We start from the raw sequence: 13617 nt of genomic DNA, 5'->3' as shown, positions 1-13617 counted from the left end.
CCCGGACGCATGGACACGACTCCGGACACGGCCGGCCCCGCGGGCCCCGCGAGGTCCGCGGACCTCGCGGGCTTCGCGGGCAAGGTCGTACTGATCACCGGCGGGGGCGGCGGAATCGGTTCCGCCGCCGCCCGGCGGTTCACCGCCCAGGGCGGTCACGTCGTGCTGGCCGACATCGACCGGGCCCGCGGCGAGGCGGTCGCCCGGGAGACCGGCGCCCTGTTCGTCCGGGCGGACACCGCCGAACTGGCCGACAACGAGCGGCTGGTGCGGGCCGCGGTCGACCGGTTCGGCGGCCTGGACGCCGTCTGGCTCAACTCCGGTGTCCTGGCCGGGAGCGCGATCGGCGACGGGTTCGATCCCGAGGCCTACCGGCGGCTGCTCGCGGTCAACGTCGACTCGGTGGTCTACGGGGTGCAGGCCGCGCTCCCGGCGCTGCGGGCCCGTGGCGGGGGCTCGATCACGGTCACCGCCAGTACCACCGGGCTGCGTCCCTCGCCCGACGTGTTCTACGCCGCCTCCAAGCACGCCGTGGTGGGGCTGGTCCGGTCGCTGGCGCCGGCCCTCGCGGGCGACGGCGTCACCCTCAACGTGCTCTGCCCGGGCGCGGTCGAGACGCCGCTGATCGCCGGGCGCCTCGCCGCCTGGCGGGCCGCCGGGGTGGCGGTGGCCGCCCCGGACCTCGTGGTGGACGCGATGGCCGTCGCCGTGCGGGACGGGCGCACCGGACAGGCGTGGGTCGTCGCGGCGGACACCGGCATCACCCGCTTCGAGTTCGCCGACCTGGTCGTCGCCGGGGAGGGCCGGCTGCGCTTCGCCGACGGCCGGGTGACCAGCACCACCGCCGGTCCGCACGACGACGGCGGCCACGACGCCCCGGTCGACCCGCCCGGCGCCCGCCCCGGCGACCCGGCGGCCGCCCCCGCCGCCCCGCCGGCCCCGGGTCGGTGACCCGGGGCCGGCCCCTGCCTCTGCCCACCGTCATGAGAGAGGACCCGAATGCTGTCCATCAAGGCCGCCGTCGCCCGAGGCAAGGGCGGGCCGTTCACGGTCGAGGACGTCCTGCTGGAGCCGCCCCGGGCCGACGAGGTGCTGGTCCGGCTCGTCGCCACCGGCCTGTGCCACACCGACCTGCTGGCGCTGGACCAGATCCTCCCGCCGGGCCTGCCCGCCGTCCTCGGGCACGAGGGCAGCGGTGTGGTCGCGGCCGTCGGCGCGGGGGTGACCTCGGTCGCCCCCGGCGACCCGGTGGTGCTGGCGCCGATGAGCTGCGGCTCCTGCCGTCCCTGCCTCACCGGCCACCCGATGCACTGCGCGTCGTTCCTGCCGCTCAACCTGCGCGGCCGGCGGGCGGACGGCTCGACCGCCTACCGGGACGCGGACGGCGCCGAGATCAACGGGCACTTCTTCGGCCAGTCCTCCTTCGGGGACCACGTCGTCGCCCACCGGCGCAGTGTCGTGAAGGTCCGTGAGGACGCCCCACTCGAACTGCTCGGCCCGCTGGGCTGCGGGCTGCAGACCGGCGCGGGCGCGGTGCTCGGGGTGTTCGCGGCACCGCCCGGGAGCAGTCTCGTGGTGTTCGGCGCCGGGCCGGTGGGGCTGGCGGCGGTGATGGCGGCCAGGATCGCCGGCTGCTCACGGATCATCGCCGTCGACCTGAACCGGGCCCGGCTGGACCTCGCGCTCGAACTCGGTGCCACCGACGTGCTCGACGGCGCCCAGGACGGCGTGGCGGCCGCCGTGGTCCGGCTCAGCCGGGGCGGTGTCGACTTCGCGCTCGACGCGGTGGGCCTGCCGCGGACCGCCCGGGCCGCCGTGGAGTCGCTGGCGGTCGGCGGAACGGCCGGCATCGTCGGTTCGGCGGGCACCGGGCAGGACCTCTCGGTCGGGCTGGTCCAGCTGCTCGGCCGCACGGTGAAGGGCATCCTCCAGGGCGACAGCGTCCCGCAGCTGCTGATCCCGCAGCTGCTGGACTTCTTCCTGGCGGGCCGGTTCCCGCTGGACCGGCTCGTCCGGTCGTACCCGCTGGCCGACATCAACCGCGCGGTCGCGGACTCGGTCGCCGGAGCTGCCGTCAAACCGGTACTGCTGCACGGCCCGGCACCCGCCTGAGCCCGGTGCCCGCCGGGTGCCCGCCGGGTGCCCGCCCGCCCCCTACGGGCCCGGGCGGGCACCCGCGCCTCCCGCGCGACCTACAGCGCGTACGGCCGGTGCGTCCGGGCGAAGGCCGCGGCGTCCCAGTCGCCGCCCAGCTCGGGCGCCAGCGAGGCGACGGCCAGCGCGGCGAAGTCCGGCGCGCCGCCCGCGTGCGCCGGGAGGGCGCCGAGCAGCGGAGCGTCCGCCGACCGGGGCAGGTCGGCGAGGTTGCAGCGCTCGGCGAGCCCGGGGCGCTGCGGCCAGGAGCCGACGACGACGCCGGCCAGCGGCAGCTCGCGCGCCCGCAGGGCCTCCGCCGTGAGCGCGACGATGTTGAGCGTGCCCAGCCCCGCCGAGGCCACCAGCAGCACCTCGGCCGCGAGACCGGCCCGCCGCACCGCGCGCGCCTGGTCGGCCAGCGTCCGGCCCTCGTCGTCGTAGTGCACCAGCAGTCCGCCGGCGCCCTCGACCAGTACCAGCTCGTGCGACGCGGCCAGCGCCGCGACCTCCGCCGCCACCTCGTCGGGCGACACCGGGGGCAGTCCGGCGCGCCGCGCCGCCGTGTTCGGGGCCAGCGGCTCCGGGTACCGGGCCAGCTCGCGCGTGGTCAGCCGACCGGCCGGCGCGCCCGCGGCCGGGTCGGCGGCGAGGCGGCGGACGTCGTCCACGTCGCCCGGCTCGCCGGCGGCCAGACCGGTCTGGCCGGGCTTCAGCACCGCGACCCGCGCGCCGCCCCGCAGCGCCGCCGAGGCGACGGCGGCGGTGGCGACGGTCTTGCCGACCTCGGTGTTGGTCCCCGTGACGAACAGGATCCGCGCGCTCATCCGGCCACCGCCGCCGCCGTCACGGCCGCGGCGATCCGCGCCACGTCCTCGTCCTGCGTCACGTACGGCGGCATCGTGTAGAGGAGGTCGCGGAACGGCCGCAGCCAGACGCCCTCCCGGGCTGCGGCCTCGGTCGCCGCCGCCACGTCCACCGGGTGGTCGAGCTGCACCACCCCGATGGCCCCCTGCACCCGTACGTCCCGGACCCCGGGCAGCTCGGCGGCGTCCGCCAGGCCGTCCCGCAGGCCGCCCTCGATCCGCTTCACCTCGACCTGCCAGTCCTGGCCCAGCAGCAGGTCGATCGAGGCGTTGGCGACCGCCGCGGCCAGCGGGTTGCCCATGAACGTCGGCCCGTGCGCCAGCACCGGCATCTCGCCCCGGCTGATCCCGTCCGCGACCTCGGCGGTGCAGAGCGTGGCCGCCATGGTCAGGTAGCCGCCGGTCATCGCCTTGCCCAGGCACATGACGTCCGGCGAGACGCCGGCGTGGTCGGCCGCGAACAGCGCGCCGCTGCGGCCGAACCCGGTGGCGATCTCGTCGAAGACGAGCAGCACCCCGTACCGGTCGCAGAGTTCGCGCAGCATCCGCAGGTAGGCCGGGGAGTGGAACCGCATCCCGCCCGCGCCCTGCACGACCGGCTCGACGATCACGGCGGCCAGTTCGCCCGCGTGCCGCTCCATCAGCGACTCGAACCGCGCCGCGTACCCGGCGTCCGGCGGGGCGTCGAAGCCGGCCGGCGGCTGGGGTGCGAAGAGCTGGTCGGGCAGCACCCCGCCCCAGAGGTGGTGCATGCCGCCCTGCGGGTCGCAGACCGACATCGGGTGGAAGGTGTCCCCGTGGTAGCCGCCGCGCCAGGTGAGCAGCCGCCGCTTCTCCGGCCGCCCGACGGACTGCCAGTACTGCAGGCACATCTTCATCGCCACCTCGACCGCCACCGAGCCGGAGTCTCCCAGGAAGACGTGCCGCAGCGGTTCCGGGGTGATCTCGACCAGCCGGGCGGCGAGCCGTACGGCGGGCTCGTGGGTGAGCCCGCCGAACATCACGTGGCTCATCCGGCCCAGCTGGTCGCGCACCGCCTCGTCCAGCACGGGGTGCCCGTAGCCGTGGATCGCCGCCCACCAGGACGACATGCCGTCGACCAGCTCGCGGCGGCCCGCGACGGGCTCGGCGAGCCGCAGCCGCACCCCGGACGCCGATTCGACGACGTAGGGGGTGGCGGTGCCGGGCATCGGGCCGTACGGGTGCCAGACGTGCGCCCGGTCGAGGGCGAGGAGGGTGTCGGTGGTCAGCTGAGCCATGGTGAGTCTTTCCCTGCGGACGGTCAGGCGTTGGGGGCCAGCTCGGTACCGGCACCGCGCCGGCGGACCCGGACGAGGTCGCTGCGCAGCCCGTCGCCGGTGTTCGCCCCGGCGACGGCCGTCCCGGCCCCGGCGGTCTCGGTGGCCTCGGCGGTGTCCGCCTCGACGGCCGGCGCGGTATGCCCGCCGCAGGGCCCGCAGCCCCCGGCCTGCTCCGCGGTCGGCTGTTCGGCCGGCGCGGCGTGCCCGCCGCACGGCCCGCAGCCGCCGCCCGTCCCGCACGCGCCGCCCTCGGCGGCGGCCGCGATGTCGGCCCGGTGCCGGGGCAGGGTGGCCTCGCCGGCGCCCTCCACCTCGAAGCCCGCGTCCTTGATCATGTCGAGGTCGGCCTGGCCGGCCTGGCCCTCGCTGGTCAGGTAGTCGCCCAGGAAGATCGAGTTGGCGATGTGCAGGCCCAGCGGCTGCAGCGAGCGCAGGTGGACCTCGCGCCCGCCCGCGATCCGGACCTCGACGTCGGGGCAGACGAAGCGGACCATCGCCAGGATCCGCAGGCAGCGCTGCGGGGTGAGGTTCCACTCCTTGGCCAGCGGGGTGCCCTCGAACGGGATGAGGAAGTTGACCGGCACCGAGTCCGAGCCCAGCTCGCGCAGCGCGAAGACCACGTCGACCAGGTCGCCGTCGCTCTCGCCCATGCCCGCGATCAGGCCGGAGCAGGCGGACAGGCCCGCGCCGTGCGCCTTCTGCACGGTGTCCACCCGGTCCGCGTAGGTGTGGGTGGTGGTGATGTCCCCGTAGGTGCCCTCGGAGGTGTTGAGGTTGTGGTTGTACGCGTCGGCGCCGGCCGCCCGCAGCCGCTCGGCCTGGTTGTCGGAGAGCAGGCCGAGGCAGGCGCAGATCTCGACGGCCGGGTCGGCGTCCTTGATGGCCGAGATGGTGTCGGCCACCCGGTCGATGTCACGGTCCGTCGGGCCGCGGCCGCTGGCCACCAGGCAGACCCGCTTGGCGCCGCCGGCGACGCCCGCCTTCGCCGCCTCGGCGGCCTGGTCCGGCTTCAGCCAGGTGTACTTGAGGATCTCGGCCTTGGAGCCCAGCCGCTGCGAACAGTACGAGCAGTCCTCCGGGCAGAGCCCGCTCTTGAGGTTCACCAGGTAGTTGAGCTTGACCCGGCGGCCGAACCACTGCCGGCGCACCCGCCCGGCGGCCGCGACCACGTCCAGCAGCTCGTCGTCGGTGGTGGCGAGGACGGCCAGGGCCTCCTCGCGGGTGGGGATTTCCCCGCGCAGGCCCTTGGCGGTGAGGGTATCGAGCAGATCCATGAGGCTGATCCTGCCTGCTGGCCGTCGGGCGACGCCAGAGGGAACCCACCAGAAGATCTCCGGGAGGATGTGCGAGTTGTCACAGTGTCACAGCTCACGGTAGTGGTGCAGGTCACGTCCCCCGGGGGCCGGGGTTACCGACCGGTAGTACGGGTGATCGTCAACGGCCCGCCCCCGTGATCTCCACCACCCGCGCACTGCTTAGAATCTGCGCCATGACCACGCAGGGGGAGCGGACCCCGCCATCGGGTGACCAGGAACAGCACGGAGCCGCCCGGCCGGCCGAGGCCCATCGACAGCCGCCCGGGAGATTCGGCGCCCGCCGCGTCGTGGGCTGGGTCGTGGTGGTCGGCGTGGTGGCGGCCGGCGGCTGGATCATCACCCGCCCGGCGCCCGGCGACTGGATACCCGGACTGGGCCCGGCCAGCAAGGACGCCTCCAGCACCCCGCGGGTGGTCGGCAGTCCGCCGCCGCGCGCCGCGACCGACCCCGAGGGCCTCAACGTCGACACCCTCTTCCCCGCCCAGCGGGTGATCGAGGTCGGCGCCTACCGGGGCAAGCGCTCCGGTGTCCGGCAGGGCGAGAGCTGCGCCGAGACCCTCCAGGACCGCGCCGAGGACCTGCTGCGCGACAGCGGCTGCCAGGCCTACCTCGCCGTCAGCTTCGCCGGCCAGGCCCAGCCGGTGCTCAGCAGCGTCACCCTGCTGCGCTTCGCCGACCACGCCGCCGCCGCCAGGGCCGCCGAGACCCTGCGGGCCAAGCCGGGCGCGCTCACCTTCATCCTCCCGGACGCCTCCACCGCCCCCGCCCAGCCCGCCGGCAGCGCCAAGCCCGGTTCGGAGCAGCGCGTCGCGGCGGTCGGCCAGTACGTGACGGTCACCAGCTCGCGGCCCGTCGAGCCGCACGGTGCCCCGCCCGCCCCCTCCGGCCCGCCCACCCCGGTCGGCGCCCCGTCCACCGCCCCGGCCGGCGGCGAGCAGGCGCTCGACGAGGCCACCCGGGCGGTCTCCTTCTCGGCGGGCGCGCCCTTCGTCTGGATGTGACGCGGCGGCGGGGCCCACCCGTGGTGGACCCCGCCGCCGTCGGGTGGTCAGCCGTCGAGCCGGTCCACCGAGGTGACCCGCAGGACCGCCCGGCCCTCCTCGTCGGAGCCGTACAGGTCGACCTCGGCGCTGATGCCCCAGTCGTGGTCACCGGCCGGGTCGTCGAAGATCTGCCGGACCTTCCAGGAGGAGTCCTCCTCCTCGATCAGCAGCATCTTCGGGCCACGCGCGTTCGGCCCGGTCCCGAGGTCGTCGTGCTCGTCCCAGTACCCGTCCATCGCCTCCGCCCAGCGGTCCGCGTTCCAGCCGTACTCGCCGTCCAGCTCGCCGAGGGCGTGGTAGTTCTCCAGCGCGGCCAGCTCGACCCGGCGGAACAGCTCGTTGCGCACCAGCACCCGGAACGCCCGCGCGTTGGCCGTCACCGGCGCCGGCTTGTCGTCCAGCGCGACCTCGGGGGCCTGCGGATCGGTCGGGTTGGCCAGCTGCTCCCACTCGTCCAGCAGGCTGGAGTCGACCTGGCGGACCAGCTCGCCGAGCCAGGCGATGACGTCCTTGAGGTCGTCGGTCTTGAGGTCGTCGGGCACGGTCTGCTCCAGCGCCTTGAAGGCGCCGGCCAGGTAGCGCAGCACGATGCCCTCGGTGCGCGCCAGGTCGTAGTGGCCGACGTAGTCCGAGAAGGTCATCGCCCGCTCGTACAGGTCGCGGACCACGGACTTCGGCCGCAGCTCGTGGTCGCCGATCCACGGGTGCGCCCGCCGGTACACCTCGTAGGCGTGGGTGAGCAGCTCCTCCAGCGGCTTCGGGTAGGTGATCTCCTGGAGCCGCTCCATCCGCTCCTCGTACTCGATGCCGTCGCGCTTCATCTCGCCGATGGCCTCGCCGCGGGCCTTGTTCTGCTGCGAGGCGAGGATCTGGCGCGGGTCGTCGAGGGTGGCCTCGACCACCGAGACGACGTCCATCGCGTACGAGGGCGAGGCCGGGTCGAGCAGCTCGAAGGCGGCCAGCGCGAAGGTGGAGAGCGGCTGGTTGAGGGCGAAGTTCTCCTGGAGGTCGAGGGTCAGCCGGACGATCCGGCCCTCCGCGTCCGGCTCCGGGAGCCGCTCGACCACGCCGCCCTCCAGCAGCGAGCGGTAGATGGCGATCGTGGTGCGGATGTGCCGACGCTGCGCACCGCGCTCCTCGTGGTTGTCGGTGAGGAGCTTGCGCATCGCCTCGAAGGCGTTGCCGGGCCGGCCGATCACCGACAGCAGCATCGCGTGGCTCACCTTGAACCGGGAGACCAACTGCTCCGGGTCGGCCGCGATCAGCCGCTCGAAGGTCTCCTCGGACCACCCGACGAAGCCCTCCGGCGCCTTCTTGCGGACGATCTTGCGCTTCTTCTTCGGGTCGTCGCCCGCCTTGGCGACGGCCTTGTCGTTCTCGATCACGTGCTCGGGCGCCTGCGCGACGACCTGACCGACGGTGTCGAACCCGGCCCGCCCGGCCCGTCCGGCGATCTGGTGGAACTCCCGGGCCCGCAGCACCCGCACGCGCACGCCGTCGTACTTGGACAGCGCGGTGAACAGCACCGTGCGGATCGGCACGTTGACACCCACGCCGAGCGTGTCGGTACCGCAGATGACCTTCAACAGCCCCGCCTGGGCGAGCCGTTCGACCAGTCGGCGGTACTTGGGCAGCATGCCCGCGTGGTGCACGCCGATCCCGTGCCGCACGAAGCGGGACAGGTTGCGGCCGAACTTGGTGGTGAAGCGGAAGTTGCCGATGAGGGCGGCGATGGCGTCCTTCTCCGCCTTCGAGCACATGTTGATGCTCATCAGCGACTGCGCCCGCTCGACGGCTTCCTTCTGGGTGAAGTGCACGACGTAGACCGGGGCCTGACCGGTCTTCAGCAGCTCCTCCAGGGTGTCGTGCATGGTGGTGCGGCGGTACTCGTAGAACAGCGGGACGGGCCGGGTCGCCGAGCGGACCACGGTGGTCGGCCGGCCGGTGCGGCGGGTCAGGTCCTCCTCGAAGCGGCGGACGTCGCCGAGCGTCGCGGACATCAGCAGGAACTGCACCTGCGGGAGTTCCAGGATCGGGATCTGCCAGGCCCAGCCGCGGTCCGGCTCCGCGTAGAAGTGGAACTCGTCCATGACGACCTGGCCGACGTCGGCCCGGGCGCCGTCCCGCAGCGCGATCTGCGCCAGTACCTCGGCGGTGCAGCAGATGATCGGCGCGGTCGGGTTGACGCTCGCGTCGCCGGTCATCATGCCGACCTGCTCGGTGCCGAACATCTTGCAGAGGTCGAAGAACTTCTCCGAGACCAGTGCCTTGATCGGCGCGGTGTAGAAGGTCCGCTTGCCCTCCGCCAGCGCGGCGAAGTGCGCACCGGCCGCCACCAGGCTCTTCCCCGACCCGGTCGGCGTCGCGAGGATGACGTTGTTCCCCGACACCAGCTCGATCAGGGCCTCCTCCTGCGCCGGGTACAGCGTGATCCCGCGCTCCTCCGCCCAGGCGGCGAACGTCTCGTACAGCGCGTCGGGGGTAGCGGGCTTCGGCATCAGATCAAGGAGGGTCACCCGGCTATCTTGCCTGCTCGCGCACACCCCGGGCAAAGCCCGGGGCTCAGCTCCTCCCGCAGCCGCGGGCACCCGCTCGGCGAGGCGCACCCCGGCGCACCCCTCCTGCCGGACGGCCTCCCCGGCGCCCCGGTGCGCGAGGTCGACGAACACCCGGGCCCGCTTACGCTCCGACGGCGCCGGCAGCCCGAGGCCCCCACTGACCTCGATCCGCCGGTAGACGGCGTCGGAACGGCCGCCCGGGCGTGTGCCGCTTCGCACATTGCCCGGGTCGCGCCCGCCGTGCCAGAGTGCCGGGCATGGCCCACCGCACCGCGTCCGAACCGCCCGTCCGCACTCCGGCGGACGCCGTTCCCGCCCCCGCCGCCGTCTTCGACTGGCTCGACGAGACGGCCGAGCTGCGGGCCCGGGCGGGCCTCACCCGGACGCTGCGCAGCCGCCCGAGCGAGGACCCGGTGCTCGACCTCGCGGGCAACGACTACCTCGGGCTGACCCGGCACCCCGCGGTCACCCGGGCCGCCGCCGACGCGGCGCTGCGCTGGGGCGGCGGCGCCACCGGCTCCCGGCTGGTCACCGGAACCACCGCCCTGCACACCGAACTGGAGGGCGAGCTGGCCGAGTTCTGCGGGGTGGAGGCGGCCCTGGTGTTCTCCTCCGGCTACACCGCGAACCTGGCCGCGCTGACCGCGCTCACCGACCCGGACACCCTGATCGTCTCCGACGCCTACAACCACGCCTCGCTGATCGACGGCTGCCGGCTCGCCCGCGGCGACGTCCACCGCGCCCCGCACAGCGACCCGGACGCCGTCCGGGCCGCGCTCGCCGAACGCGCCCACCGCCGGGCGCTGGTGGTCACCGACTCGGTCTTCTCCGTCGACGGCAACGCCGCCCCGCTGCCCGGACTCTCCGCCGCCGCCCGCGCCCACGGCGCCGCCCTGCTGGTGGACGACGCGCACGGCCTGGGCGTGCTCGGCCCCGGCGGCGCCGGTGCGCTGGCCGCCGCGGGCCTGGCCGGCGAGCCCGACACCGTCGCCACCGTCACGCTGTCCAAGTCGCTCGGCTCGCAGGGCGGCGCGGTGCTCGGCCCGCGCCGGGTGATCCGCCACCTCACCGAGACGGCGCGCACCTTCATCTTCGACACCGGCCTGGCCCCGGCCGCCGCCGGCGCCGCCCTCGGCGCCCTGCGCCTGCTGCGGGCCGAGCCGCACCGCGCCGAGCGGGCCCGCGAGGTCGCCCGCACCCTCGCCGCCCGGCTCACCGCCGCCGGCCTGCGGGCCTCCACCCCGGACGCGGCGGTCGTCTCGGTCCGCGCCCCCGGCCCGGAGGCCGCCGTGGCCTGGGCCGCCGACTGCCGCCGGGCCGGTCTCGCGGTCGGCTGCTTCCGTCCGCCGTCCGTCCCGGACGGCGTCTCCCGGCTGCGCCTCACCGCCCGGGGGGACCTCACGGACGGCCAGATCGCCGACGCGGTCCGGATCATCGCCTCCCTCGCCCCGGCCGGCGCGCACTCCGCCTGACCGCACCCGCCCCCCGCAACCACGCACCGGTCGGTCCGCGTCCCCTCCCGGGGGCAGTGCGCTCCGCCGGGGGGCGGAGCGAATTGCGGGGGAGCGATGGCGGGGGCGGCGGATGCGACCGTTCCTCGGCAGGGTATTCGTCCTGACGGCGGCCGCCGCGCCGTGCGGCGTCGGCCCCGCTGGTGCCGAGCCGCACCGCAGCGCACGCGGCCCCGGCCGCCGGGTGGTCCGGCGAGCCCGGCCGGCACATTCGCGGACTCTGCGCACCGTGGCACGAGGGCCCGCCCGAGAACTGCCCGGGGACGTTCAACCCCGCACGGCGCACCCGTCTCCTCCTGCACGTTCCAGGAGGACGTCGGCCACCTGGCCGTCAGGCCCGTCCGGTGCGAGGACGGCGTCTGCCGCGCGAGCGGGGGGAAGCCGGTGGCGCACTGGCCGGCGATGAGCCTGTTCGGACTGGCCGCCGTGCCGTTGGCGGTCTTCCTGCTCGTCGTCGGCTTCAGTGGCCCGGACTCCTGGGAGCGGCGTCGGGCTGCCCCGGGTCACCGGCGGTGCGCTCCCGCTCGCCTTCCGCTGCCTCCTCGTCTCCGGCGAGGCCGCCGAGCACTCCTGACCGCCGCCCTTCCCGACCGCCGGCCTACGGAGCCGAACCGGGCGGCCGGTCGGTGCGTCCCTGCAACCGGGGGCGACGGAACAGGGGTGGCGATGGATCCGGACATTCGGCGGGCACTGGTGAAGGCGCTGACGATCGCCGCCGCCGTGCTGGCGCTGCTCGGGGTGGGCGGCTGGGGCGCGGTGACGGCCGGGGAGGGGCTCGGGTACGCGACCGGCCTCTCCGGCACCCCCGGAGTGCTGGTGGCGGACCGGTGCCTGCGGACCGACTCCGCCGAGGCCGTCCCGACCGAGACCGGCGACTGCCGGGGCACCTTCTACCCCGACGGCGGCGGCCTGCCGAACGAGTACGCCCGGATCGACTGGAAGGTCGACACCCACAACCGCGTCCGGGTCTCCTGCGAGGACGGCGAGTGCCGCCTGGCGGGCACGGCCGGGCTGTTCAAGTGGCTGAGCCTCTTCCTGTTCGCCCTCGCGGCGATCACCCTCGGCGCCTGCCTGGCAGCCCGGCTGCTGAAGTCGCTGATCCCCTGGAAGTGGCTGGTCACCGCCCTGGCGATCACCACCGGCGCCCTCCTCACCGGCGCCTTCGCCTTCCTCCTGGGCGGCCTCGCCGCGGGCTGAGGTCCCGCCCTCGGCGCTCGCGCAGGAAGTCGGCCCCGCCGACTTCCGGCGCGGACAGGGTGGCCTCAGGACCCCGGCGCCGTCCGGTGCTGCGCCGGGGCCTCAGAACCCCGCCAGCTCCAGCAGGAACGCCGTCTCCGCGTCGCGCCGGCCCGCTGCCGCGCGGGGGGCGGCGACGATCACCGCGAGGGCGCGGCACCAGGCCAGGACGCGGGCCGGATCGGCCCCGGGGACGCGGGCGCTCAGGTCGGCGATCGCCCGGTCCAGGGCGGGCCGGTCGGTGACGCCGTCGAGCACCCAGTCCACCAGGTCGAAGTCCGGGTCCCCGAGGGACGGGCGCGGGTCGATCGCGACCGGTCCGGCCGGGCCGTCCAGGACGTTGGCCGGGTGCAGGTCCCCGTGGACGAGCGCGAGCGGCCCGCCGGCCGCCAGCTCCCGGGCGAAGGCACGCGCCCCGGGCGGCACCGCGCCGGGCGCGCGCCGTTCGGTGAGGTCGAAGAGGAACTCCACCCGGTCGCCCAGCGGCCGCAGGGCCAGCCCGTCCACCGGCACCGAGCGCAGGGCGCCGAGCAGCGGCGCCACCTCCGCCGGCCGCCAGGCCCGCTGCCGCAGCGGCGCCCCGGGCTCCACGTCCGCCAGCAGCAGGGCGTTCGCCGCCGTGTCCGTCGCCAGGAGCCGCACCACGGACGGCAGCCCCGACCAGGCCCGCAGGGCCACCGCCTCCTGCGCGGCCACCTCGGGATCGGGCGTCAGCTTCAGCCAGACCGCGGCGCCGTCACCGCGCGAGCAGCGGAACACCCGGGACGTCCCGCCGCCGCCGGCCGCGCGCAGCTCCAGGCCCCAGCGCCGGGCCAGCTCCTCGACCACCGCCGGGAGGGCCGCGCACCACGCCTCGGCCGCCGGGCCGAAACGGACCGTCAGCCGGTCCCGGACCTCGGCCGGCACCGTCACCAGGTCGCCCGGAACCACCTCGCCCGGAACCGCCCCGCCCGGGAGCGCCCCGCCCGGAACCGCCCCGCCCCCCTTCACGGCCGCCCCACCACCAGCAGCGCCTCCGCGCCCACCGGGCGGTAGCCGGCCGCCTGGAACGCCCGCACGCTGGTGGCGTTGCCCGGCGCCTGCTGCGACCAGATCCACTCGCCCTCCGGGAGCAGATGCCGGGCGCTCGCCGCCAGCGCGCGCCCCAGGCCCCGGCCGCGCGCCTGTGGGTCCACCTCGATCGCGCACTCCCACCGTCCGGCCACCCCGCGCCCGAGCACCAGGACCCCGCCGTCGACCGTGAAGACCCGGACGTCCTCGCGGTAGCGCAGCGCGCGCACCACCCGGGGGTGTGCGCGGTCCCGGACCTCGGCCAGCGGCAGCGGGGGAGCACCGGGCAGCCGGCCGGCCACGGTCAGCAGGTCGATGGTGCCGGCCACCCGGCCGGTCCGCTCGGCGAGCGCGGTCAGGAAGGGCGGGCAGAGCGGTGCGGCCAGCGGGTCGCTCGGCACGGCGGCCAGCGCGGCCCGCACCCAGGCCGGGTCCTCGTCGGTGAACACCACGGCGTGCGCGGAGAACGCCAGCACCCCGGCCTCGCGCGCCGACGGCTGCGGCACCACCGTCACCGAGCCGTCCGGCGGCGGGAACAGTCTGCCCGCCGCGTCGGCCATGATCTCCCGCAGCCCTCGCCCGCCCACCCCGACGCCCCCCGTT

At 75.7% G+C, this 13617-nt stretch carries 11 protein-coding genes; 5 read left to right on the top strand and 6 right to left on the bottom strand.

Features of this window, described 5'->3' with window-relative positions:
* Nucleotides 1-9 precede the first annotated feature (9 nt).
* Both ABT263_RS29230 and ABT263_RS29225 read left to right on the top strand, forming a co-directional pair.
* Entirely contained in the window at nucleotides 10-951 is a 942-nt protein-coding gene (locus ABT263_RS29230) for an SDR family NAD(P)-dependent oxidoreductase (protein ID WP_352294860.1), read from the top strand.
* Between the two features lie 48 nt (nucleotides 952-999).
* Nucleotides 1000-2112 carry an NAD(P)-dependent alcohol dehydrogenase gene (locus ABT263_RS29225; RefSeq protein WP_352294858.1) on the top strand — a complete coding sequence of 371 codons (1113 nt, stop codon included), beginning with the start codon at nucleotides 1000-1002 and terminating at the stop codon, nucleotides 2110-2112.
* Between the two features lie 80 nt (nucleotides 2113-2192).
* Here ABT263_RS29225 and bioD read toward each other — a convergent pair whose 3' ends face one another.
* Genes bioD through bioB form a run of 3 tightly spaced genes read right to left on the bottom strand, consistent with a single transcriptional unit; the run spans nucleotide 2193 to nucleotide 5574 of the window.
* A complete protein-coding gene (bioD, locus tag ABT263_RS29220; RefSeq protein ID WP_352294856.1) occupies nucleotides 2193-2960 on the bottom strand; it encodes a dethiobiotin synthase in 768 nt (255 codons plus the stop codon).
* Nucleotides 2957-4258 (bottom strand): adenosylmethionine--8-amino-7-oxononanoate transaminase, encoded by a 1302-nt coding sequence (locus ABT263_RS29215; RefSeq protein WP_352294854.1) that lies wholly within the window; start codon nucleotides 4256-4258, stop codon nucleotides 2957-2959. The genes bioD and ABT263_RS29215 overlap by 4 nt, the downstream gene beginning before the upstream one ends.
* A gap of 23 nt (nucleotides 4259-4281) precedes the next feature.
* Nucleotides 4282-5574 (bottom strand): biotin synthase BioB, encoded by a 1293-nt coding sequence (gene bioB, locus ABT263_RS29210; RefSeq protein WP_329486212.1) that lies wholly within the window; start codon nucleotides 5572-5574, stop codon nucleotides 4282-4284.
* A gap of 215 nt (nucleotides 5575-5789) precedes the next feature.
* Between bioB and ABT263_RS29205 the strand changes: the two genes are divergently transcribed.
* Entirely contained in the window at nucleotides 5790-6617 is an 828-nt protein-coding gene (locus ABT263_RS29205) for a hypothetical protein (protein WP_352294852.1), read from the top strand.
* A 47-nt stretch (nucleotides 6618-6664) separates the two neighbouring features.
* Here the strand turns inward: ABT263_RS29205 and ABT263_RS29200 are convergent, their stop codons facing one another.
* Nucleotides 6665-9157: a DEAD/DEAH box helicase gene (locus ABT263_RS29200; RefSeq protein ID WP_380388750.1), complete on the bottom strand. Its 2493-nt coding sequence runs from the start codon at nucleotides 9155-9157 to the stop codon at nucleotides 6665-6667.
* A 317-nt stretch (nucleotides 9158-9474) separates the two neighbouring features.
* Here ABT263_RS29200 and ABT263_RS29195 point away from each other — a divergent pair, with 317 nt between their 5' ends.
* Both ABT263_RS29195 and ABT263_RS29190 read left to right on the top strand, forming a co-directional pair.
* Entirely contained in the window at nucleotides 9475-10689 is a 1215-nt protein-coding gene (locus ABT263_RS29195) for an 8-amino-7-oxononanoate synthase (RefSeq protein WP_352294848.1), read from the top strand.
* Between the two features lie 705 nt (nucleotides 10690-11394).
* Nucleotides 11395-11925, top strand: coding sequence for a hypothetical protein (locus ABT263_RS29190; RefSeq protein WP_329486206.1), 531 nt, complete (start codon nucleotides 11395-11397; stop codon nucleotides 11923-11925).
* Between the two features lie 102 nt (nucleotides 11926-12027).
* On the opposite strand, the gene ABT263_RS29185 is transcribed toward ABT263_RS29190, so the two are convergent.
* Both ABT263_RS29185 and ABT263_RS29180 read right to left on the bottom strand, forming a co-directional pair.
* On the bottom strand, nucleotides 12028-12894 hold the full coding sequence (locus tag ABT263_RS29185) for an aminoglycoside phosphotransferase family protein (protein ID WP_352294846.1): 867 nt from the start codon (nucleotides 12892-12894) through the stop codon (nucleotides 12028-12030).
* Between the two features lie 56 nt (nucleotides 12895-12950).
* A complete protein-coding gene (locus ABT263_RS29180; protein ID WP_352294844.1) occupies nucleotides 12951-13574 on the bottom strand; it encodes a GNAT family N-acetyltransferase in 624 nt (207 codons plus the stop codon).
* Between the last annotated feature and the right edge of the window lie 43 nt (nucleotides 13575-13617).

The organism is Kitasatospora sp. NPDC001603, assembly GCF_040298365.1.
Classification (GTDB): domain Bacteria; phylum Actinomycetota; class Actinomycetes; order Streptomycetales; family Streptomycetaceae; genus Kitasatospora.
Note: the sequence above shows the minus strand (reverse complement) of the source record. Positions and strands in the feature narration are given on the sequence as shown.

What these genes read in the sequence shown, in the direction of transcription:
- ABT263_RS29230 (WP_352294860.1), top strand. Translation starts at nt 10, where the DNA reads ATGGACACGACTCCGGACACGGCCGGCCCCGCGGGCCCCGCGAGGTCC.
- ABT263_RS29225 (WP_352294858.1), top strand. Translation starts at nt 1,000, where the DNA reads ATGCTGTCCATCAAGGCCGCCGTCGCCCGAGGCAAGGGCGGGCCGTTC.
- bioD (WP_352294856.1), bottom strand. Translation starts at nt 2,960, where the DNA reads ATGAGCGCGCGGATCCTGTTCGTCACGGGGACCAACACCGAGGTCGGC.
- ABT263_RS29215 (WP_352294854.1), bottom strand. Translation starts at nt 4,258, where the DNA reads ATGGCTCAGCTGACCACCGACACCCTCCTCGCCCTCGACCGGGCGCAC.
- bioB (WP_329486212.1), bottom strand. Translation starts at nt 5,574, where the DNA reads ATGGATCTGCTCGATACCCTCACCGCCAAGGGCCTGCGCGGGGAAATC.
- ABT263_RS29205 (WP_352294852.1), top strand. Translation starts at nt 5,790, where the DNA reads ATGACCACGCAGGGGGAGCGGACCCCGCCATCGGGTGACCAGGAACAG.
- ABT263_RS29200 (WP_380388750.1), bottom strand. Translation starts at nt 9,157, where the DNA reads ATGCCGAAGCCCGCTACCCCCGACGCGCTGTACGAGACGTTCGCCGCC.
- ABT263_RS29195 (WP_352294848.1), top strand. Translation starts at nt 9,475, where the DNA reads ATGGCCCACCGCACCGCGTCCGAACCGCCCGTCCGCACTCCGGCGGAC.
- ABT263_RS29190 (WP_329486206.1), top strand. Translation starts at nt 11,395, where the DNA reads ATGGATCCGGACATTCGGCGGGCACTGGTGAAGGCGCTGACGATCGCC.
- ABT263_RS29180 (WP_352294844.1), bottom strand. Translation starts at nt 13,574, where the DNA reads ATGGCCGACGCGGCGGGCAGACTGTTCCCGCCGCCGGACGGCTCGGTG.